Source organism: Modestobacter sp. VKM Ac-2978 (assembly GCF_026968025.1).
Taxonomy (GTDB): Bacteria; Actinomycetota; Actinomycetes; order Mycobacteriales; family Geodermatophilaceae; genus Modestobacter.
Window position 1 is genome coordinate 80,877 of sequence record NZ_JAPVBP010000001.1, and the last position, 20,221, is coordinate 101,097.

Consider the following 20,221-nt stretch of genomic DNA (forward strand, 5'->3'; position numbering starts at 1 on the left):
CCGACTACGCGGGGACGGCGTCGCGCAGCACCGGGCAGCTCATGCAGCGTGGGCCACCGCGGCCGCTGCCCAGCTCCGAGCCGGCGATCGCGACGACCTCGATCCCGGCGGCCTCCAGCGCGGCGTTGGTGACGGTGTTCCGCTCGTAGGCGACCGTGAGCCGCGGGGCCAGCGCGAGGGTGTTGTTGCCGTCGTCCCACTGCTCGCGCTCGGCGGTCACCGGGTCCAGCCCGGTGTCGATCACCCGCAGCCGGTCGATCCCCATCGCCTGCGCGGCGGCGATCAGGAACGGCTGCGGGCCGCGGACCGACAGCTCGTCAGTGTCGGGGGAGGCGTCCCCGGCCGTCACGGTCCAGGCCTGCAGGTGGTCGGCGATCGCCGGGTACATGACCATCGCGTCGACGTCGACCATGGTGGCGACGGTGTCCAGGTGCATGGTCGCCCGCTGCTGGGCGATGGGGACGACGAGCACCGTGTGCGCCAGCCCCCGGTCGAGCACCCGCCGGGCCAGTCGCTCCGCGCCTCCGGGCGTGGTCCGCTCGCCCACCCCGACGGCGACGACGCCCGGGGAGAGCAGCAGCACGTCGCCGCCCTCGAGGTGTTCCAGGTGCGGGCCGTAGAGCTGTTCGACACCGGCGAACCGGGGGTGATGGGTGTACAGCGCCGCGGTCAGCGCGCTCTCCCGGTCCCGGGCCGGCATGGCCAGCGAGGTGACGGCGACCTGCCCGCCGACCCACACCGAGGAGTCGCGGGTGAACATCAGGTTGGGCAGCGGCGGGACGACGAAGTCCCCGCGCCCCATCAGCTCGTAGGCCAGCCCGCGGCCGCCGCGCAGCTCGTCGTGCGCCACCCCGGTGATCAGGGCGGTGGCCAGGTCCTCGGGCGCGAGACCGTCGAGGTGGGCGGTGGTGGCGTGCTGCAGGGTGGCGCCGAGCCGGGGGTCGTCGACCGCGGCGGCGATCACCTCCGCGCGGGCGGCCGGCACCGCCATCACCTCGGCCAGCAACCGGTCCAGGTGCAGCACCTCGACCCCGCGGTCGGTGAGGGCGGCGGCGAACGCGTCGTGCTCCTCCTGCGCGCGGGCCACCCAGGGGACGCCGTCGAAGAGCAGCTCGTCGTTGTTGCGCGGGGTGAGCCGGCGCAGCTCGGCGCCGGGGCGGTGCAGGAGGACGGTGCGGAGCCGGCCGACCTCACTGGTCACGCCGGGGGTCGTGGAGTTCGCGGCACGCATCCCCTGAGCCTGCTGGATCTTGCTCGGGTCGGCCAGCCCGGAAGGGGTGAGTTCGCGCCGTCCCCCGCACTGGCCAGGGCAGCCTCTCCTGGCTGGCGAGCGCCCCGCGGAGCTGTCAGCCTCGGGTCATGACCCAGATGCTGGACATGCCCCAGGTGCAGGACTGCTCGGTCGACAGCTGTTCGTACAACGCCGACCATGCCTGCCACGCCGGCGCCATCACCGTCAGCGGCGACCACGCCCACTGCGGGACCTTCGTGGAGATCTCGTTCCGCGCCGGGCTCGAGCGCACCGGCGTCGTCGGCGCCTGCCACCGCTCGGACTGCGTGCACAACGAGGCGCTGGAGTGCCGCGCGTCCGCCGTGCAGGTCGGCTCGGCCGCCGACGCGGCGGACTGCCTCACCTACACCGCCCGCTGAACCCCGTCGGCGGCCCGGTGGGGCTGCCGGCTCAGCCGACCAGCTGCTCCAGCTCGTCGGCGTCGGCCACCTGCTCCAGGGCCAGCGCCGGGGTGCGCAGCACGGTGTCGGCCACCGACAGTGCCGCGATCGGGTCGCCGTCGTCGACGAGGACAGCACGGCCCGCGGTCGCGACCGGCCGCAGCGCGGCGAGCACCGCGCGTCGGTCGTGCGCGGCCAGGCCGTCGGTCAGGCGGTCGACCAGGACGACGGACGCCGTCCCGGTGCCCGCCTGCGCGACGGCGGCGAGCCGCTGCTGCACGTCGTCGCCGGGTGCCGCGGTCAGCCGCAGCACGGAGAGGGAGGCGTGCCCTCCGGCGCACCGGGCGCTGCCCGGGTCCAGGGCGGCCATGGTGTCCGCCCGGGCGCCCGCAGGACCCAGCAGCACCGTGACACCGCCGACCGGCAGTCGCAGACCCATCCCACCCACCTCGCGTCGAGTGAGGCGAGGCTAACCTGATCGACGCGCCGTGCGCCAGTCGCCCCCGGGAGGGTCAGCCGGGCGCGGTGCGATCCGGGTCCGCTGCGGCTCCGGACGGCGCGGCACCGTCCCCGGTGAGCAACCGGGACAGCCCGGCCCGCACCAGCGCCGGCTGCAGCGCGGCGGGCACGGCCAGCAGCCTCAGGTGGTGCCCGCGGCGCAGCGGCTTGCGGCTGAGGTGCACCAGCAGCTGCAGGCCCGCGGCGTCGATCGCGGTGACCGCGGAGAGGTCTGCCCGGTCCGGCCAGTCCGCCGGCGTCACCAGCACCCGGAAGCGGCGCACGGCCTCCCGGTCGATGCGGCCGGAGAACCGGAGCAGCGGACCGGCCCCGTCCTCGGCCCGGACCACCTCGCCGGCGACAGGATCGGGGCCGCTGGACACAGAGCACCGGTACCCGCGCGGAGCTGCCGAAACGCGATCACCCGCGGCGCGATGCGCCTCACCCGGGATCGACCGTCCCGGGCGGTCGGGCACCGCTACAGTCTGCCGGTGCCCGAGCCGGACCTGAGGGACGTCGCCCGGCCCGCAGCGCTCGACGCGCGCCGCCGGGCCCGCGACCTCGACCGGCTCGTCACCGAGGGGGTCGACGTCCTGGTCGTGGGCGGTGGGGTGACCGGCGCCGGGGTCGCGCTGGACGCCGCCGCCCGCGGGCTGAGCGTCGCGCTGTGCGAGCGCGTGGACCTGGCCGCGGGCACCAGTCGTTGGTCGTCCAAGCTGGTGCACGGCGGGCTGCGGTACCTGGCGCAGCGGGAGATCGGACTGGCCCGGCACAGCGCCCGGGAGCGGGCCGTGTTGATGGGCGTGACCGCACCCCACCTGGTCGGGCGGCTGCCGTTCCTGGTGCCCGACGTGGCCGGCCGGGACGTCAGCGCGCTGGCCGGGCTCGGCGGGCGGCTGGGCGATGCGGTCCGGCTCTCCGTGCCCGGCGGGCGCCGCTCCCTGCCCGGCACCGGCCGGATCGGGCCGGAGGGCGTCTCCCGGCTGGTGCCCGGTGTCCGCCCGGGGCGCGGCGGCGTCGTCTTCTGGGACGGGCAGCTGGTCGACGACGCGCGGCTGGTCGTCTCGCTGGCCCGCACCGCCGCCGCCTTCGGGGCCGGCGTGCTCACCGGGGTGACGGTCACCGGCGTGGACGGCGGGGCGGTCGCGCTGACCGTCGACGGCGGGTCGACGACGGTGCGGGCCGGGGTGGTGGTCAACGCCACCGGGGCGTGGGCGCAGCGGCTGGCGCCCGGCGTCCGGCTGGTGCTCTCCCGCGGATCGCACCTCGTCGTCCCGGCGGCCCGGCTCGGCTCGCCGACGGCCGCGCTGACCGTGCCGCTGCCGGGGTCGCGGACCCGGTTCGTCGTCGCCCTGCCCCAGCCCGGCGGGCTGGTGCACCTGGGGATCACCGACGAGCCGGTGGCCGGGCCGGTGCCCGAGGACGACCCGGTGCCCAGCGACGCCGAGGTGGCGCAGCTGCTGGACACCGTGAACCGGGTGCTGGCCCGACCGCTGGACCGTTCCGACGTGGTGGGTGCCTACGCCGGGCTGCGTCCGCTGGCGCAGCCGGTCTCCGCCGGGGACGGGCCGGGGGGCGCCCCGGCCGACCTGTCCCGCCGGCCCCTGCTGGCCTGGGACGGTCCGGTGCTCACCGTGGTCGGCGGGAAGCTGACCACCTACCGGTCGACGGCCGCCCAGGCGGTCGACGCCGTCGTGACCCGGCTCGGCCGCGGCGCCGTCCGGTCACCGACGGCCCGGCTGCCGCTGGTCGGTGCCGCGCCCGGGCGGGCGCTGGCCCGGGTGGACGCCGCCGCCCGGCTGGTGCGCCGGTACGGCACCGAGGCCGCGGTGGTCGCCGGGCTGGGGGAGGAGCCGGTGGTCGACGGCCGCCCGGAGACGGTGGGGGAGCTGCGGTTCGCCGTCCGGGCCGAGGGGGCGCGGACGGTCGACGACCTGCTGGACCGGCGCACCCGGATCGGCCTGGTGCCCACCGACCGGGAACGGGCCGCGCCACTGGCCGCGGCGGTGCTGGCCGCCGAGAGCTGACCCGTCTCAGTGTGCGAGACGACTGTTCCACTGAGTGGGCTGACGGTGCAGGCTGACGCCGTGGACACCTACACGCACGGGCACGCCGAACCGGTCCTGCAGTCCCACCGCTGGCGCACCGCGGAGAACTCCGCCGCCCACCTGGTGCCGCACCTGCGCCCGGGGCTGGAGCTGCTCGACGTGGGCTGTGGGCCGGGCACGATCACGGTCGACCTCGCCGCCCGGGTGGCGCCGGGGCGGGTGGTCGGGCTCGACGTGTCGCCCGCGCCACTCGCGGAGGCCCGTGCGCTGGCCGAGCAGGCCGGGGTGGCGGTGGAGTTCGGGGTGGGGGACGGCTACGCGCTGGCCGCCGCCGACGACTCCTTCGACGTCGTGCACGCCCACCAGGTGCTGCAGCACCTGACCGACCCGGTCGCCGCGCTGCGCGAGATGGCCCGGGTCTGCCGGCCCGGCGGGCTGATCGCCGTCCGCGACGTCGACTACGCCGCCACCACCTGGTTCCCGGCGTCGGCCGGGCTGGACCGCTGGCTGGACCTCTACCAGCGGGTGGCCCGGGCCAACGGGGCCGAACCGGACGCCGGCCGGCGGCTGCGGTCGTGGGCGCACGCCGCCGGGCTGCGGGACACGGTGGCCACGACGTCCGCCTGGTGCTTCGCGACCCCCGACGAGCGTTCCTGGTGGGGGCGCTCCTGGGCCGGGCGGGCGACCGCGTCGGCGTTCGCCGAGCAGGCCCGGACGTACGGGCTGGCCACCCAGCAGGAGCTGCAGGCGATCGCCGACGCGTGGCTGGAGTGGGCCGAGGCCGACGACGGCTGGCTGGGCATGCTGCACGGCGAGCTGCTCATCCGCGTCTGAAACGCCCGGGTCGTCAGGCGGGGGCCGGCGCCAGTTGTTCGTCGGCGTGGGCGATGTGCCGCAGCGAGCGCCAGATGAGCACCACGAAGACGGCCGACCCGGCGAAGGCGAACCAGAACGGCGCGGTCACGCCCCAGTGCTGGGCGAGCACCCCGCCGATGCCCGAGCCGACCACCAGGCCGCCGTAGACGCCCACCACGTTGACGCTGCCCACCCGGCCCTGCAGCGCCGCCGGCACCGCCCGCTGCCGGACGGCGACCGACGTCGTCCCCCAGATGAAGGCGTGTGCCCCGAACACGAAGAAGACCGGCAGGGCCACCCACGGGCTGGAGGTGAGGGCCAGCGCCAGGTGCGTCAGCGTCTCGACGACCAGACCGATCCGCATCAGGTCGCCCAGGCTCACCCGGCGGGTGATCCAGCCGTAGGTCAGGCCGCCGACGATGCCCCCGACGGCGCCGACGGTGGTCACCAGCCCGAACCCGATCTCGCCCAGCCCGATCCGCTCGGTGGCGTAGAGCACCAGCACCGACCAGGCGGCGCCGAAGGTGACGTTGAAGATCGTGATGGTCAGCACCAGCGTGCGGACGGCGGCGTGGTGCCGCACCCAGCGCAGCCCCTCGGCGATGTCGTGCCGCATCGCGGTCCGCTGGCCCTCGACGCGCGCCCGGGCGGGCAGGACCACCCGGGTGATCAGCACCGCCCCCAGAGCCACGAGCACCGCCTGGACGCCCAGCGCCCACGCCGCGCCGACGGTGAACAGCGCCGCACCCAGCGGCGGCCCGGCGAGCTGGTTCACCGTGATGAACCCGGTCTGCAGCCGCCCGTTGGCCACCGCCAGGTCATCGCGGGCGACCAGCACCGGCACCAGCGTCTGGGAGCTGTTGTCGGCGAACACCTCCGCGGTGGCCAGCAGGAACAGCGCACCGAGCACCGCGACGATGGACACCCGGTCGATGGCCACCGCCAGGGTGAGCACGATGAGGACGGCGGCGCGGGCGAGGTCGACGGTCAGCACGATCAACCGCCGGTCGAGCCGGTCGGTCAGCGCCCCGGCGACCAGGCCGAACAGCAGCGGCGGCAGCACTGCACCGTCGCGGCGAGGGCGACCAGGAACGCGTCCCGGGTGAGCGAGGCGACCAGCAGCGGCCCGGCGGCCAGCGCGATCCCGTCCCCGAGGTTCGTCGTCCAGGACGAGGCCAGCAGCCAGCGGAACCCGGTGCCGAGCCGCGCCGGGACCAGGACCTCACCGATGCGGCTCACGAGGAGGAGACCTTAGCCGTGCTCAGGGACGGCGTCGTCCTCATTCCGCTGACGGCGGACGTTCCACGTGCAACCAGCACCGCCCGGTCGGGCCGGCGTCAGGCGGGGGCGGGGAAGCGGACGTGCGCCTCCAGCGTCTGCAGCGACCGGTGCATCCCGACGGTGACCGCCCCGAGGGCGAAGAAGCCCTCGTCGTCGGCGATCTCGGAGGTGCGCAGCAGCGTGGTCAGCCGGTTCGACGCGGCCACCGCGGTGGCGATCGCGGCGTCCCGGTCGTCGGGCTGGTCCGCGGCGTCGTGGAAGGGCAGCCGCACCACGCCGGCCAGGCCGTCCAGCGCATCGGCGAGGACCCAGCCGGTGCCGTCGTCCACCCGGTCCAGCCCACGCCGGTGCGGCTGGAACTCCACGACCAGCGTGGTGAGGTCGTCGACCAGCACGGCCACGCGGTCGAGGGCGCGCGACTGGTCCCGGATGCTGCCGGCCGTGCCCTGCCAGCGGTGGGCGCGCGGGTTGGCCCGCCGGGCCCGCTCGACCTGCGTCTCCGCCCGGCGCATCTGCTCGAGGGCGACGTCCAGCGCCTCGCCCCGGTCCTCCCACTCGTGCGGCGCCGGGAGCTGCCCACTGCGCAGCGCGGCGGCCATCGACTCCAGGTGGGCGGCCAGGGTCTCCCGGGTGCGGGCGATCCGTTCGACGGCGGTGGTCAGCTGCAGCGGTGGGAACAGCGCCGTCGTCACCAGCACGCCGATCGCGGCGCCCAGCAGGGTGAGCCCGGCGTAGCGGACGGCGTACTCGGCCGGGTCCGACGTCCCGACCGTCAGCATGAGGACGGCGGCGAAGCTGACCCAGCTGGCCTGCTCGCGGAACAGCGACCGCCACTGCTCGACCACGATCGCCAGGGCGACGATCAGCGCGATGGTCAGCGCGTTCGGCACCGCCCGGGTGACCTCGTAGACGACGACGGCCAGGGCGAACCCCACCAGGATGGCGGCGATGCTGCGCCATGCCGCCGAGGCGGAGTCGGCGATCGTCGGGCTGACCGCGATGACCGCACCCAGCGGCGCGTAGTAGGCGTAGTCCGACAGCATCGGCGGCAGCAGCAACGCCACCTGCCAGGACAGCCCGGCCGCCAGCGCCGCCCGGACCATCCGCTGCACCCAGGGCTGCTGTAGTCGCCCGATCACCCAACCCACCCGACCAGGATGCGGCCCGCCGCCCCGACGACGGCACAGGGGGGACGTGACGTCGCTCGCCCGAGGGGCCGTCCCTCGCCCGAGGGGCCAAAGTCGCGACTTTGGCCCCTCGGGCGGGTCAGCTCTGGCGGGCGGCGTTGGCCTGGACGGCGGTGCTCACGTACTGCGCCAGGCCGGGGGCGATCCGCTCGTAGTACGCGGTGAACCGCTCGTCCTCGACGTACATCCGGCCCAGCCCGGCGTGCACCTCCGGCGAGCAGTCGTAGAAGTTGCGGCTGATCTGCTGCCGGTGTTCCTCGGCCAGGTCCTGCGCCGCGGTCGAGTCGGCGGGCACCCCGCCGGCCATCGCGGCGGCGAAGCGGCGCTCGACGTCGTCGCCCTCGGCCTTGACCCGCAGCCAGTCCTCCTTGGTCATCGCCGCGGTGCGCCGCTGCGACTGCGCCCAGGCGTCCGAGTCGCCCCACCTCTCCTCGGCCTCGGCGGCGTACTCCTCCGGGAGCCAGTCGCCGAACACCTCGAACCGTTCCTCCGGGGTCAGGGAGATCCCCATCTGCCGTGCCTCCATCTCCTTCTCCACGGCCGCGACCATCGCCTGAGTGCGCTCGAGCCGTTCCCGCAGCAGCCGGTGCTGCCGGCGCAGGTGCGCCGCGGGGTCGGCCTCGGGGTCGTCCAGCAGGGTCGCGACCTCGTCGAGGGGGAACCCGAGCTCGCGGTAGAGCAGCACCTGCTGCAGCCGGTCCAGGTCGTGCGCGTCGTAGCTGCGGTAGCCCGCCGACGTGCGCTCGCTGGGCCGCACCAGCCCGATCCGGTCGTAGTGGTGCAGCGTGCGCACCGTGACGCCGGCCAGCCGGGCCAGCTCACCCACCGTCCAGCTCATCGCCCCTCCTCTCCTCTCGTTGACGGAGCCCACGCAACAGCCTGACGCAGGGTCAGGGTCAAGCCCCCGACAGAAATGGCCATTTCTGTCGGGGGTGGTTGGGACGGCGGCCGACCGGGGAGCACCGGGGGCATGGCCGACGACGTCCGCACGCCCGTGCCCGCCGACGACCCGTTCCCGCGCTCGCGGGTGCAGGTCGGTGACCAGGAGATGGCCTTCGTCGACGTGGGGGAGGGCGACCCGATCGTCTTCCTGCATGGCAACCCGACGTCGTCCTACCTGTGGCGCAACGTCATCCCGCACGTGCGGCACCTGGGCCGCTGCCTCGCCCCCGACCTCGTGGGCATGGGCGAGTCGAGCAAGCTGGCCGACCCCGGTCCGGGCAGCTACTCCTTCGACCGGCACGCGCAGTTCCTCGCCGAGTTCTTGAGCACGGTCGGCGTCACGGAGCGGGTCACCCTGGTGCTGCACGACTGGGGCTCGGGGCTGGGCTTCGACTGGGCCGCGCAGCACCCCGACGCCGTGCGCGGCATCGCCTTCATGGAGGCGATCGTCACCCCGATGATCTGGGCGGACTGGCCGCGCGCGGCCAAACCGGTCTTCCAGGCGATGCGCGGGGCCGACGGCGAGCGCAAGGTGCTCGACCAGAACGTGTTCGTCGAGAAGATCCTCCCCGCCGAGGTGCGGCGCGGGCTCTCGGCGGAGGCGCACGACCGGTACCGGGCGCCGTTCGGTGAGCGCGCCGACCGCTGGCCCACCCTGGAGTGGCCGCGGCAGCTCCCGATCGAGCACGTGCCGCCGGGCGTGCACGACGTCGTCGCCCGGTACGGCCAGTGGCTGGCGCACAGCGAGGTGCCCAAGCTGTTCGTCAACGTCGAGCCGGGGTCGATCCTGGTCGGCCGACAGCGCGACAGGGTCCGGCGGTGGCCGGCGTTGACCGAGGTCACGGTGCCGGGTGGGCACTTCGTGCCCGAGGACTCGCCCGACGAGATCGGCCGCGCGCTGGCGGAGTGGATCCCGACGCTGCGCTGAGGGGCCGGCGGGTCAGCCGTGCCGGCCGCTGCCCTGGCGGTCGTGCCGGATGGAGGTCATCGCCTCGTTGGCCGACGCCACCAGCGACTCCGGCGTCGAGGCCCGGCCGGAGAGCGCGACGCCGACGCTGAGCCGCACCCGGTGCTCCACGCCCGGCAGCGGCCGCAGCGGCTCGTCGAACGCGGCCGCGATCCGCAGGGCGATGCCCTGCGCGTCCTCGGCGACCTGGATGCCGGGGCAGAGCAGCACGAAGGTCTGGGCGCTGATCCGGGCGACGACGTCCCCCTGCCGCACGGCGCCGACCAGCCGGCCGGCCGCCTCGGCGCGGGCGGCGTCGGCGACGGCGGAGCCGCGGGTGTCCTCCAGGACGGTGATGCCGTCGAGGTTGCAGGAGAGGACGGCGAGCCGGCCGGTGGCCGGGCCCGCGGCGGCCAGGGCGAGCTCCAGCCGGTCGATGAGCAGGCTGCGCACCGGCAGCCCGGTGAGCGGGTCGGCCACGGTCCGCTGCCGCAGCCGCTGCGCGAACTGGCGCTGGGCGGCGACGACCGCCGCCGTCTGCACCAGCACGTCCTGCGACTCCTCGAGCTTGATCGTCTGCATGACCTCTCCCTGCTCCCGTCCGGCCGCATGCCGGCCGTGGAGGGGGAGTCGGCAGGACGTCGCCGGCGCTTGAGCGCCCCGGTCGCCGGCCTGCCCCCTCCGGGTGCGGTCGCCGGCAGGCGGGCAGGTCCGCCCGGCCGCCCTACGCTGGCGCCATGGGAGGAGAGGTGCTGCTGCTGGTGGTCATCGGGCTCGCGCTGCTCGTGCTCGTCGGGCTGGGGGTCCGCGCGGGGCGCACCTCTGGCCGCGGGGACGCGGCCGGCCTGCACGGCAACGACCCGGCGCGTCCCGGCGACCCCGCCGGCCCGGACGCCCGCGGTGCCGTCAACAAGAGCAGCTGGATGCTCGGCGGCGGTGGGGGTGGCGGCGGCGGCTGACCGGGGCGCTCAGCCGGTCAGGGTGCGGACGGTCTCCACCACCGCGATGACGGCGAAGACCAGGAAGAGCCCGGCCGCGACCCGGTGCAGCAGCGTCACCGGGAGGCGGTCGGCGAGCTTGCGGCCCAGGAACGCGGCCAGCCCGGAGATCACCAGCAGCGCTGCCCAGGCCCCGACGAACACCGAGAGCGGCTCCTCGTAGCGGGCGGCGAGCCCGGCGGTGGCCAGCTGGGAGAGGTCACCCCACTCGGCGGCGAACAGCACGCCGAAGGAGATCGCTGCCGCCCGCACGAACGACGTCTGCTCCCGGGCCTGGACGGTCGCCTCGTCCTCGTCGCCGCCCTTGCGGGACTCCCGCCACAGCAGCGCGGCGCCGGTCAGGAACAACACCGCGACCACGGCGCTGACCACCGCCTCGGGCAGCAGCGAGAGCAGGCTGCCAGCGGTCACCGCGATCGCCACCTGCAGGCCGAAGGCCAGGCCCACGCCGACGAACACCGGCAGCGGCGGGAACCGGGTGGCCAGCACCAGGGTGGCGAACAGCGTCTTGTCGGGCAGTTCGACGGGGAGGATCAGCACGAAGGCGGCCAGGACGACGGACAGGACCACGAGTTCTCTCTCTGCTCGCGCCGACCGGCCGGGGCATGCGGGGCGCCTCCGTCCGGCAGCGCACCGATGGGTGGACTGCGGGCGGAAGGTCTCGCCCACCCGCGACGACGCGGGCCTGCTGACCGGGCGCGCGAACGCGCCAGCATGTCGACCAGCAGTCGGGGGGCTACTCCCCTTCTGGGTCCAGGAGCGTAGCCGACGCCCCCGGGTACGCCTGGTGCGCCGCCGCGGTCGCCGCCCGCAGCACCTCCTTGGCCGGCAGCCCGAGCGAGCGGGCCAGCGCCGCCACGTCCTCGAACTCGACGCTGACGTTCACCACCCGGCCGTCGACGTCCGCGACCTTGACGCCCACCGGGCTGCCGAACACGGCCACGCTGCCCTCGACCCGCTGCAGCGCGACCTTCTGCACCGGCTGCACGCGCAACCCGATGGTCGAGGTCGCGGCCACGACGACGTCCTGCACCGCCGCGCGCACCGCCGGCCGGCAGAGCACCGACAGCGTGTGCGCCGGACGGCCCTTCTTCATCAGGATCGGGGTGAGCCAGGCGTCCGACGCCCCGGCGGCCAGCAGGTCGGTGAGCACCCCGGGCCACAGCCGGGGGTCCAGGTCGTCGACGTTGGTCTCCAGCAGCAGCCCGGTGGCCGGCTCGTCCACCGGCTCGCCGAGCACCAGGCGCACGAGGTTGGGCAGCTGCTCCGGGTCGCGGCCACCGGCACCGGACCCGACCCGATCCACCCGCATCGGCGGCAGCGTCGTCCACTCCCGCACGTGCGCGGCGAGCAGCGCGGCACCGGTCGGGGTGCACGTCTCCGCCGGCACCGGGCCGGCGACCACGGGCACACCGCGCAGCAGCTCCAGGACGGCGGGGCCGGGCACCGGGACGACGCCGTGCGCCCCGCGGGCCGAGCCGCTGCCCAGCGCGACGGGGGAGGCGGTGAGCCGCTCCAGCGCCAGGTGGGCGAACCCGGCGACCACCCCGACGACGTCGGCCAGCGCGTCCAGGGCCCCGACCTCGTGGAAGTGCACCTCGTCGGCGGGCACCCGGTGCACCCGGCCCTCGGCCACCGCGAGCCGCTCGAAGACGGCCAGGGCGCCGTCCCGCACGGCCGGGGCGAGCGCGGCGTCGGCCAGGATCGTCCGGACGTCGACCCAGGTGCGGTGGACGTCGCTGGCCGGGGCTTGGACGTGCACCCGGGTGGCGCCCAGCCCGTGTCGGGTGGTCGGCTCGGCGGTGAGGGTGACCGGCTCGACCGGCAGCGCGGCGACCGCACCGGCCAGCACGTCCAGCGGCACCCCGGCGTCGACCAGCGCGCCGAGCAGCATGTCCCCGGACGCCCCCGCCGAGAGGTCCAACCACCCGATGGTCACGGGGCGATCATGTCCTGACCGGGACGGTCATCGGCAGGCGACCGCCCGACACGCCGGGCCGGACCGGACCGGACCGGACCGGACCGCCGATGGTCAACTCGGCAGGGACGCGGTCCGGCGGGCGATGCGGGCGGCGAAGACGCCGGCGGACCAGCCGTTGTCGATGTTGCTGACCACGACGCCGGGCGCGGCGGAGTTGAGCATGGTGAGCAGCGCGCTGAACCCGCCGAAGGAGCTGGCGCCCTGGCCGGCCGACGTCGGGACGGCGACCACCGGCACCTCGGTCAGCCCGCTGACCACGCTGGCCAGCGCGGCGTCCAGACCGGCGACGACGACGAGGCAGTCGACGTCGGTGAGCAGCGACCGGTCGGTGAGCAGCGGGCGGATCCGGTTGCCGCCGACGTCGTCGACCCGGACCACCTCGGTGCCGGTGACCCGGGCCACGAAGGCCGCTTCGGCGGCGATCGGGGTGTCGCCGCTGCTGGCGCAGAGCACGCCCACCCGGCCGACCGGCTCGGGCACCGGGCCGACGGCGGCGGACATCGCCGCGGCGTCCATCGTCGTGTACGCGTCGTGCTCGGTGGCCAGCGCGACCAGGGTGTCGGCGCTGGCCCGCACCACCACCGCCGGGTGCTGGGGGTGATCGCGGCGGGCCTCGCGCACCAGGGCGAGCACCTGCTCGGTGCTCCGTCCGGTGCCCCAGATGACGTCCGGGCCCGTCGTCAGGGCCGGCACGTCGATCATCGGAGCGGAGGACGGCGACGGGCCGACCACCGGTGCCGTGGGCTCGGCGGACTCCAGCCGTCGCCCGGCCGACGGACCCCCGACGAGCTCGTCCAGCGGGCTGCCCGTCCGGGCCGGCGGCTCGGCGGCCGACGGCTCGACGTCGGCCCCCTCGACGGCGGGCTCGTGGACGGCGAGCTCCTCCGCGGCCGGCTCGATCAGCAGGGGGGCGAAGCCGCCGGTGGCGTCCTCCGGCTGCTCGTCCTGCTCCTCGGGCAGCGGGGAGGCGGTGACGTCGCGGACGGGAGGCGACGCCGGGACGTGCTCGGTGGCCTCGACCGGGCCCGCGTCGTCCGCTGCCGGGGACGGGTCGATCGCCGGCGGTGCCTCGGCGACCTGACCGTCGATGGTCGTCGGGGCCGCGTCGGCAGCCCGGGTCTGGGTGACCCCGGACAGCCGGACGACCCGGTCCCGCCCGGCCCGCTTGGCGTCGTAGAGCACCCCGTCGGCCGCGGCGAACAGCGTGCGCCGGTCGTCGCCGCGGGCCGCCTGCGCGATGCCGACGCTGATCCGCACCGGCACCTCCACCCCGAGGGCCGACCAGTCGTGCGCGGCGATCGACCGGCGGATGCGCTCCATGGCCCGCTCGGCCTGCTCGGACGTCGTGTCCGGCAGCAGGATGACGAACTCGTCGCCGGCCCAGCGGCACACCTCGTCGGTGTCCCGGCAGCCGTCGACCAGCAGCTGGCCGACCGCGCGCAGCACGGCGTCGCCGGTCGGGTGCCCGGCGGCGTCGTTGATCGCCTTGAACCGGTCGATGTCGACCACGGCCAGTGCGGGCACCGCCCCGGTCGACAGCAGCCCGTCGAGCCGGGCCTCCGCGTACCGGCGGTTGGGCAGGTGGGTGAGCGGGTCCTCGTAGGCCTGGCGGCGCAGCTGACCGGCGGCCCGCTCGGTCTCCAGCAGGCTCTTGCGCCGGCCGAACAGCTCGACCCAGCGGGTGCGCCGCTCGTCGACCCGGTCCAGCTCGTCGGCGAGGTAGGCCTGCAGGTAGGGCAGGGCCCGGGCGGCGTCGTCCAGCTCGGCGTGCAGCGTGCACAGCTCGCGCAGCGCGGCCCGGCGCAACCGCGGCAGCCCGTGCTCGGTCGCGTTGGCCAGTGCGGTGGCCAGGTGGTCGTCGGCGGCCCGGGGGTCGCCCGAGCGGCGCAGCGCGCGGCCCAGGCCCAGCTCGGCAGAGGCCAGGAGAGCGCGGTCCTCCACGCTCGCCGCCGCACTGACGACGCTGGTCAGCAGGGACCGGGCGGCGGCGTGCTCGCCCAGGCCGACCAACGCCCAGCCGTGCACCACCTGCGCGTCCAGCATCCCGGGGAGGCCGGGGGGCAGCTGGCCCAGCGCCCGGACGGCGAGGTCGCGGGCCTCGGCGAAGTGCGGTGCCGCGGCGTCGGCGCCGCCGTCGTCGAGCAGGCCCTCACCGACCTCGGCGCACAGCGCGGCCAGCCGGGTCGCGGCCTCCCCGGCGAGCGCGTCGACGGGGCCCGCCTCGGAGTCGGTGCCGGCCGCGCCGATCGCCTCGGCGGTGACGTCGGCGGCCCGGCGCTGGTAGTCCAGGGCCAGCGGCATCAGCTCCAGGTCGGCCAGCACGGCGGCCAGGGAGCTCAGCGTGTGCACCAGCAGCGGGCTCGGCGGCAGGGCCGGGTCCAGCAGGCTGGCTGCCTCGACCGCCTCGTCCATCGCCGCGTCGACCCGGCGGGACAGCAGCTCGATCCGGGCGTGCCGGGCCAGGCCGGCGGCGCGCTGCAGGTCGTCGTCCTGGGCGTCGAAGGCCGCGCGTGCCGAGCGGACCAGGGAGATGGCCAGGGCCGCGTGCATGGCCGACTCCGACCGGCTGTCGCGGTCCACGGCCTCGCCCGGGGCGCCGACCGGGCCGTGCAGGTCCAGCGGGCCCTCCTGCTCGGGGCCGCCCTCGACCAGGGGGTCGCCCAGCAGGGAGTAGCCGGCCCGGCGCAGGCGTCGGACCAGGAGCTCGGCCCGGAGCGTGTCGGCCCAGGCGCGGGCCAGCGAGGCGAGCGGCGGCGCCGGGCGGTCGTCGGCCGGGGCGGGGGGCAGCTCGCCGTCGATCTCGCCCAGCAGCGTCTCGGCCGTGTCGAGCTGCCAGTTCGCCAGAGCTGAGCTCACCTGCTGGTGCAGGAGACCGGGTGGCACCAGGGCACTGTGCCCCGGCGTCGGCGGCGTGTCACGCACCGGCGCGTCGGCCGGCCCCTCCTGCCCCATCGGCCCCTCTGGACCACGGATGCGGCGCAGCCTCACGAGGCGACCTCGGTGCCGTCGTCGAAGGCCCAGCCCGGTCGCCGGGGGGTCGTGCCGAGGACCTCGGCCACCAGGTCGTCGACCGAGGCGTCGGCCGGCAGCCCGCCGGGCCGTGCGGCGGGCGCGGGCGCGTGCTGCCCCCCGCCGGAGGCCCGCACCCGGTTGCGGCCGCCGCGCTTGGCGCCGAACAGGTTCAGGTCGGCCCGGTCGAACAGCTCCCGCCAGGACCTCGGCCCCGGCGCGCCGGCCGGCCCCGTGGTGGCGACGCCGATGCTGACGGTCACCGGGGCGGGCATCTGCAGGTGGGCCCACTCGGCGCAGGCGACGGCGCTGCGCAGCCGTTCCGTCGCGACCACGGCCTGCGCCTCGGTGGTGTTCGGCAGCACGACCACGAACTCGTCGCCGGCCCAGCGGAAGACCTCGTCGCCGGTGCGGCTGTGCTGGCGGAGCAGCTCGGCGACCCGGCGCAGCACCGCGTCGCCGTGCAGGTGCGAGTTCTGGTCGTTGACGGACTTGAAGCCGTCGACGTCCACGACGGCCAGCGACACCGGCTCGCCGTCCAGCCGCAGGGCGGTCAGCCGCCGCTCGGCGCTGCGCCGGTTGCCCAGGCCGGTCAGGGCGTCCTCGAGGGCGTGCCGGCGCAGTACGGCGTTCTGCCGCTCGGCCTCGCGCAACCGGCTGCGGCGCACGAACATCTCCGCCCAGAGCTCGCGCCCGCGCCGGTGCGCCCGGCTGGTCTCTGCCCGGTAGGCCTCCAGCCAGTGCAGCGCCTCGGCGGTGGAGCCCAGCGCCGCGGTGGCCTGCCCCAGTTCCAGCAGGCACTGGCGGTACCGCCGGCGGTCGTTCACCGCGGCGAAGGCCCCGGAGGCGGTGACCAGCAGGTCGATGGCCTCCTCGCCGTGCGCGCCGGGCTCCAGGGCGCACAGCCGGGTCAGCAGCCTGCCCAGCACGAGGTCGGTGTACCCGGCCAGCCACAGCCCGCCCTCCCCGGCCGACAGGTGCCGGCGCACCCGGCGCAGCGGTGGGAGCGCGTCGTCGAGCCGGCCGGCCAGGGTCAGGGCCCAGGCCTGGACGACGTCGAGCAGGTCGGCGTCGGTGTCGCTCGGGTCCCAGGGCAGCGCGCGGGCGGTGGTCGCGCACTCCAGCGCGGCCTGGGCCAGCTGCTGGGAGCGGTCGAGCTGGCCGCGCCGGTGGACCGTCTGGGCCAGCTCGGCGTGCTGCTGGGCGCACAGCCGGAGCAGCTGCCACTGGTCACCGAGGTCGGGGAGGGCCGCGGCGACCCGGGCGCCCCGCAGCGACTGGGCCACGGCGAGCTCCTCGAGGTCCAGCCGGGTCAGCGCCAGGGACAGCCAGTGGTGGGCCTGGTGCAGGGGCCGGCTGGGCTCTTCCCCGGCCAGCTGGTCGGCGAGCAGGCTGGCGTCCACGGCCAGGTGCATCGCCGCGTCGAACCGGTCGGCGGCCACCTCCAGGTGTGCCAGGTAGGCCAGCGTCAGGGCGTGCTCGGCGGACGGGAGGCACTCCGCGAGCGCGGCCCGGGCCGCGCCGACGGCGTCCGCCGCGCCGTCCAGGTCGGCGTCGAAGAGCGCTGCGCGGGCGGTGAAGGCGGCCGACCACGCGTCCCAGCAGGGGTCGCCGGTGGTGGCCAGGTCGTCCGCGGCCCGGGCGAACTCGTCGGCGAACACCCGGGCGTCCTCGGCGGCGCTGGCGGTCAGCAGCCGCCAGCGGGCGGTCTGCAGCCGCTCGTCGGCGGGGAGCCCTGGGTTCACGCGTCCCTCCACTCAGCTGTCGGGGCACGCGAGATGCGCGTGTCCGGCCGGTGACGAAGCAGCTCCCCCCGTACCGGGGACCCGACGGGAGTCGGGGTCCGGTACGGCCGCACTACCCTCGCCGGATGCCGACTGCACCACGCAGCACAGCCCCGACGGAGTTCGCCTATCTGGGACCCGAGGGTACCTTCGCCGAGGCCGCGCTCGGCACGGTCACCGGGGCGCTGGGAGTGGTCGGCACCCGACCGGAGGCCAGCGTGGCGGCCGCACTGACGGCCGTGCGGAACGGGGAGTGCACCGCCGCCCTGGTGCCGCTGGAGAACTCCGTCGAGGGCTCCGTGCCGGCCACGATGGACGGGCTGGTCACCGGCGACCCGCTGGTCATCACCCGCGAGGTCTTCCTCGAGGTGGCCTTCGTGCTCGCCGTCCGGCCGGGGAGCGACGCCGCCGACGTGCGCACCGTGGCCAGCCACCCGCACGCGCTGGCCCAGTGCCGCGGCCGGATCGTCGAGTTCCTGCCGGGGGCCGACGTCGTCCCGGCCGCCTCCACGGCCGACGCCGCCCGCCGGGTCGCCGAGGGGGAGTTCGACGCCGCGGTCTGCGCGGCGATCGCCGCCGACCGCTACGGCCTCGACGCCCTCGTCACCGACCTGGCCGACCACCCGGGCGCGGTGACCCGCTTCGTGCTGGTGGAGCCGCCCGGCGGTCTGCCGGCCCCGACCGGGGCGGACAAGACGACGATCACCGCCGTGGTGCACGACCGCACCGGTGCGCTGCTGGACCTGCTGGCCGAGTTCGCGGTGCGGGGCATCAGCCTCGCCCGCATCGAGTCCCGGCCCACCCGCGAGCGGCTCGGCGTGTACTCGTTCTCCATCGACGTCGAGGGGCACGTGTCCGACCGCCGGGTGAGCGACGCGCTGGCCGCGCTGCACCGGCGCTGTGCGGAGGTGCGCTTCCTCGGCTCCTACGCCCGGGCCGACGAGCAGCCGGGCAAGCCGGTGGAGGAACGGGTGGGCGACCAGGCCTTCGCCGCAGCGGAGGAGTGGGTGGCCCGGGTGCGCGCCGGGACGGCGGTCTGACCGTCCCGCAGCACTGCGCATGATCACACAGTGTGCTCCTCCCGGTACCAGATGCCCACCATGGTGCCGAACCGTTCCGTCACACCGGTGGGGCTGGCCTTGCGCTGGAGTGCACTCCAGCTCCTAGCGTCCCCGGCATGAGAGCAGTCACCGGGTTCGCCGCCTCCGGCCCGCACGAGCCGCTGCGGCCGATCGAGTTCACCCGCCGCGACCTGCGGCCCGACGACGTCGCCGTCCGGGTCACCCACGTCGGCGTCTGCCACAGCGACCTGCACGCGGTCGAGGCGCTGTCGGCCGGCGACCCGCCGCTGGTGCCCGGCCACGAGTTCACCGGCGAGGTGACCGCGGTCGGGGCGGAGGTCACCCGCTTCCGGGTCGGCGACGCGGTCGCCGTGGGCAACATCGTCGACTCCTGTGGGAAGTGCGACAACTGCCTGGCCCACCGGGAGCCCTACTGCCGGCAGTTCCCCGCCACCACCTACGGCGGCCGGGACCTGCGTGACGGCACTCCCACCCAGGGCGCGTACTCCACCGAGTACGTCGTCCGCGACGCCTTCGTCTACGCGCTTCCCGCCGGGCTCGACCCGGCCGCGGTCGCGCCGCTGATGTGCGCCGGGGTCACCACCTGGTCGCCGCTCAGCCGCGCCGGCGTCGGGCCGGGCACGCAGGTCGGCGTCGTCGGCCTCGGCGGGCTGGGCCACCTGGCGGTCAAGTTCGCCGTCGCGCTCGGCGCCCGGGTCACCGTGTTCACCACCTCGGCGGCCAAGGCGGACGACGCCCGGGCCCTCGGCGCGCACGACGTCGTCCTGTCCACCGACGCCGCGGCGATGGCCGCGGTCGCCGGGCGGCTGGACTTCGTGCTGGACACCGCCGCCGGCGCCCACGACCTCGGCCCCTACCTCGGCGCCCTCCGCCTCGACGGCACGCTGTGCGTCCTCGGCCTGCCGGAGAGCTACACGGTCTCGCCGATGAGCCTGCTCGGCCGCAGCCTCTCCGTCTCCGGCTCCGGCGGCACCGCCGAGACCCAGGCGATGCTCGACTTCTGCGGCGAGCACGGGCTCACCGCCGACGTCGAGGTGCTGCCGTTCGACGAGGTGAACACGGCGTTCACGCGGCTGGCCCGGGGCGACGTCCGGTACCGCTTCGTGCTGGCGGTGGCCTCATGAGCGGGGTGGACTGGCGCGGGCAGACGACGCTGATCACCGGCGCCAGCGCGGGCATCGGCGCCGAGTTCGCCCGCGGGCTCGCGGCGCGGGGCTCGGACCTGGTGCTGATGGCTCGTCGCGCCGACCGGCTGGAGAGCCTGGCCGCCGAGCTGACCGCGGCCCACGGGGTGACGGTGAGCGCCGTCCCGCTCGACCTGGCCCGGCCGGCGGCCGGGCGGGCGCTCGCGGCGGAGGTCGACCGCCGCGGGCTGCCGGTCACCAGCGTGGTCAACTGCGCAGGCTTCGGCACGTACGGCCCCTTCGTCCAGGAGGACGCCGACCGGCTGGCCGAGATGATCGCCGTCGACGTGACCGCGCTGGTGGACGTGAGCCGCGCGTTCATCGACCGCCTCCGGGCGGCGGGCAGCGGCGTGCTGGTCAACGTGGCGAGCATGGCCGCCTACGCCCCGAGCCCGGAGATGGCGGTCTACGCGGCGAGCAAGGCGTTCGTGCTCAGCTTCACCGAGGCGCTGTGGCAGGAGTCGCTGGCCAGCGGGCTGCGCGTGCTGGCGCTGTCGCCCGGCGCCACCGACACGGAGTTCTTCGACGTCGTGGGCGACGACGCGGCCGACGGTGGGCGGGGACGGCAGGCCCCGGGCCAGGTGGTCGACACCGCTCTGCGGGCGCTCGACCGGCGCAACCCGCCGCCCAGCGTGGCGGTCGGCCGGCTCAACTCGTTGGCGGCCACCGGGATCCGGCTGCTGTCCCGGCGGCGGACGGTGCTCGCCATGGCCGGCGTCGTCCAGCGGGGCGCCGTCCAGACGGCGGACAGGTGA

20 protein-coding genes are annotated in these 20,221 nt (G+C 76.0%); 8 read left to right on the plus strand and 12 right to left on the minus strand.

Annotated elements, in window-relative coordinates; genetic code table 11:
• Positions 1–4: 4 nt before the first annotated feature.
• The gene (locus tag O2W53_RS00390) at positions 5–1,231 is read right to left on the minus strand and encodes an arginine deiminase (RefSeq protein WP_269161062.1); all 1,227 of its coding nucleotides are present in this window, start codon (positions 1,229–1,231) and stop codon (positions 5–7) included.
• A gap of 128 nt (positions 1,232–1,359) precedes the next feature.
• Here O2W53_RS00390 and O2W53_RS00395 point away from each other — a divergent pair, with 128 nt between their 5' ends.
• Positions 1,360–1,650, plus strand: a complete 291-nt coding sequence (locus O2W53_RS00395) for a DUF1540 domain-containing protein (protein WP_269161063.1) — start codon at positions 1,360–1,362, stop codon at positions 1,648–1,650.
• Between the two features lie 31 nt (positions 1,651–1,681).
• Here O2W53_RS00395 and O2W53_RS00400 read toward each other — a convergent pair whose 3' ends face one another.
• Together O2W53_RS00400 and O2W53_RS00405 are read right to left on the minus strand one after the other, a co-directional pair.
• On the minus strand, positions 1,682–2,110 hold the full coding sequence (locus tag O2W53_RS00400; RefSeq protein WP_269161064.1) for a hypothetical protein: 429 nt from the start codon (positions 2,108–2,110) through the stop codon (positions 1,682–1,684).
• Between the two features lie 73 nt (positions 2,111–2,183).
• The gene (locus O2W53_RS00405) at positions 2,184–2,552 is read right to left on the minus strand and encodes an STAS domain-containing protein (RefSeq protein WP_269161065.1); all 369 of its coding nucleotides are present in this window, start codon (positions 2,550–2,552) and stop codon (positions 2,184–2,186) included.
• A 108-nt stretch (positions 2,553–2,660) separates the two neighbouring features.
• Here O2W53_RS00405 and O2W53_RS00410 point away from each other — a divergent pair, with 108 nt between their 5' ends.
• The gene (locus O2W53_RS00410) at positions 2,661–4,196 is read left to right on the plus strand and encodes a glycerol-3-phosphate dehydrogenase/oxidase (protein ID WP_269161066.1); all 1,536 of its coding nucleotides are present in this window, start codon (positions 2,661–2,663) and stop codon (positions 4,194–4,196) included.
• A 60-nt stretch (positions 4,197–4,256) separates the two neighbouring features.
• The gene (locus tag O2W53_RS00415) at positions 4,257–5,051 is read left to right on the plus strand and encodes a methyltransferase domain-containing protein (protein WP_269161067.1); all 795 of its coding nucleotides are present in this window, start codon (positions 4,257–4,259) and stop codon (positions 5,049–5,051) included.
• A 13-nt stretch (positions 5,052–5,064) separates the two neighbouring features.
• Here the strand turns inward: O2W53_RS00415 and O2W53_RS00420 are convergent, their stop codons facing one another.
• The 4 genes from O2W53_RS00420 to O2W53_RS00435 all read right to left on the minus strand — a co-directional run bounded on the left by O2W53_RS00420 (position 5,065) and on the right by O2W53_RS00435 (position 8,378).
• Positions 5,065–6,135 carry an MFS transporter gene (locus O2W53_RS00420; protein WP_269161068.1) on the minus strand — a complete coding sequence of 357 codons (1,071 nt, stop codon included), beginning with the start codon at positions 6,133–6,135 and terminating at the stop codon, positions 5,065–5,067.
• Positions 6,093–6,311, minus strand: coding sequence for a hypothetical protein (locus O2W53_RS00425; protein ID WP_269161069.1), 219 nt, complete (start codon positions 6,309–6,311; stop codon positions 6,093–6,095). Before O2W53_RS00425 ends, O2W53_RS00420 begins: the two co-directional genes overlap by 43 nt.
• Before the next feature lie 98 nt (positions 6,312–6,409).
• Positions 6,410–7,501: an FUSC family protein gene (locus tag O2W53_RS00430; protein ID WP_269161070.1), complete on the minus strand. Its 1,092-nt coding sequence runs from the start codon at positions 7,499–7,501 to the stop codon at positions 6,410–6,412.
• A gap of 118 nt (positions 7,502–7,619) precedes the next feature.
• A complete protein-coding gene (locus O2W53_RS00435; protein WP_269161071.1) occupies positions 7,620–8,378 on the minus strand; it encodes a MerR family transcriptional regulator in 759 nt (252 codons plus the stop codon).
• A 132-nt stretch (positions 8,379–8,510) separates the two neighbouring features.
• On the opposite strand from O2W53_RS00435, the gene O2W53_RS00440 reads away from it, so the two are divergent.
• Positions 8,511–9,410 (plus strand): haloalkane dehalogenase, encoded by a 900-nt coding sequence (locus O2W53_RS00440; protein ID WP_269161072.1) that lies wholly within the window; start codon positions 8,511–8,513, stop codon positions 9,408–9,410.
• 12 nt (positions 9,411–9,422) lie between these two features.
• Here O2W53_RS00440 and O2W53_RS00445 read toward each other — a convergent pair whose 3' ends face one another.
• On the minus strand, positions 9,423–10,010 hold the full coding sequence (locus O2W53_RS00445; RefSeq protein ID WP_269161073.1) for a GGDEF domain-containing protein: 588 nt from the start codon (positions 10,008–10,010) through the stop codon (positions 9,423–9,425).
• 155 nt (positions 10,011–10,165) lie between these two features.
• Between O2W53_RS00445 and O2W53_RS00450 the strand changes: the two genes are divergently transcribed.
• Positions 10,166–10,387, plus strand: coding sequence for a hypothetical protein (locus O2W53_RS00450; protein ID WP_269161074.1), 222 nt, complete (start codon positions 10,166–10,168; stop codon positions 10,385–10,387).
• Positions 10,388–10,396: 9 nt separating this feature from the next.
• Here the strand turns inward: O2W53_RS00450 and O2W53_RS00455 are convergent, their stop codons facing one another.
• From O2W53_RS00455 to O2W53_RS00470, 4 genes are all read right to left on the minus strand, one after another.
• Positions 10,397–10,996 (minus strand): TMEM165/GDT1 family protein, encoded by a 600-nt coding sequence (locus O2W53_RS00455; RefSeq protein WP_269161075.1) that lies wholly within the window; start codon positions 10,994–10,996, stop codon positions 10,397–10,399.
• Between the two features lie 166 nt (positions 10,997–11,162).
• Positions 11,163–12,365 carry a nickel pincer cofactor biosynthesis protein LarC gene (gene larC / locus O2W53_RS00460; RefSeq protein WP_269161076.1) on the minus strand — a complete coding sequence of 401 codons (1,203 nt, stop codon included), beginning with the start codon at positions 12,363–12,365 and terminating at the stop codon, positions 11,163–11,165.
• Positions 12,366–12,458: 93 nt separating this feature from the next.
• Positions 12,459–15,290 (minus strand): diguanylate cyclase domain-containing protein, encoded by a 2,832-nt coding sequence (locus tag O2W53_RS00465; protein WP_269161077.1) that lies wholly within the window; start codon positions 15,288–15,290, stop codon positions 12,459–12,461.
• A gap of 101 nt (positions 15,291–15,391) precedes the next feature.
• Positions 15,392–17,161 (minus strand): GGDEF domain-containing protein, encoded by a 1,770-nt coding sequence (locus O2W53_RS00470; RefSeq protein ID WP_269161078.1) that lies wholly within the window; start codon positions 17,159–17,161, stop codon positions 15,392–15,394.
• A gap of 125 nt (positions 17,162–17,286) precedes the next feature.
• Here O2W53_RS00470 and pheA point away from each other — a divergent pair, with 125 nt between their 5' ends.
• The 3 genes from pheA (at position 17,287) to O2W53_RS00485 (ending at position 20,221) form a co-directional block, all read left to right on the plus strand.
• A complete protein-coding gene (pheA, locus tag O2W53_RS00475) occupies positions 17,287–18,240 on the plus strand; it encodes a prephenate dehydratase (protein WP_269161079.1) in 954 nt (317 codons plus the stop codon).
• 137 nt (positions 18,241–18,377) lie between these two features.
• Positions 18,378–19,406: an NAD(P)-dependent alcohol dehydrogenase gene (locus O2W53_RS00480; RefSeq protein WP_269161080.1), complete on the plus strand. Its 1,029-nt coding sequence runs from the start codon at positions 18,378–18,380 to the stop codon at positions 19,404–19,406.
• The gene (locus O2W53_RS00485) at positions 19,403–20,221 is read left to right on the plus strand and encodes an SDR family NAD(P)-dependent oxidoreductase (protein ID WP_269161081.1); all 819 of its coding nucleotides are present in this window, start codon (positions 19,403–19,405) and stop codon (positions 20,219–20,221) included. The genes O2W53_RS00480 and O2W53_RS00485 overlap by 4 nt, the downstream gene beginning before the upstream one ends.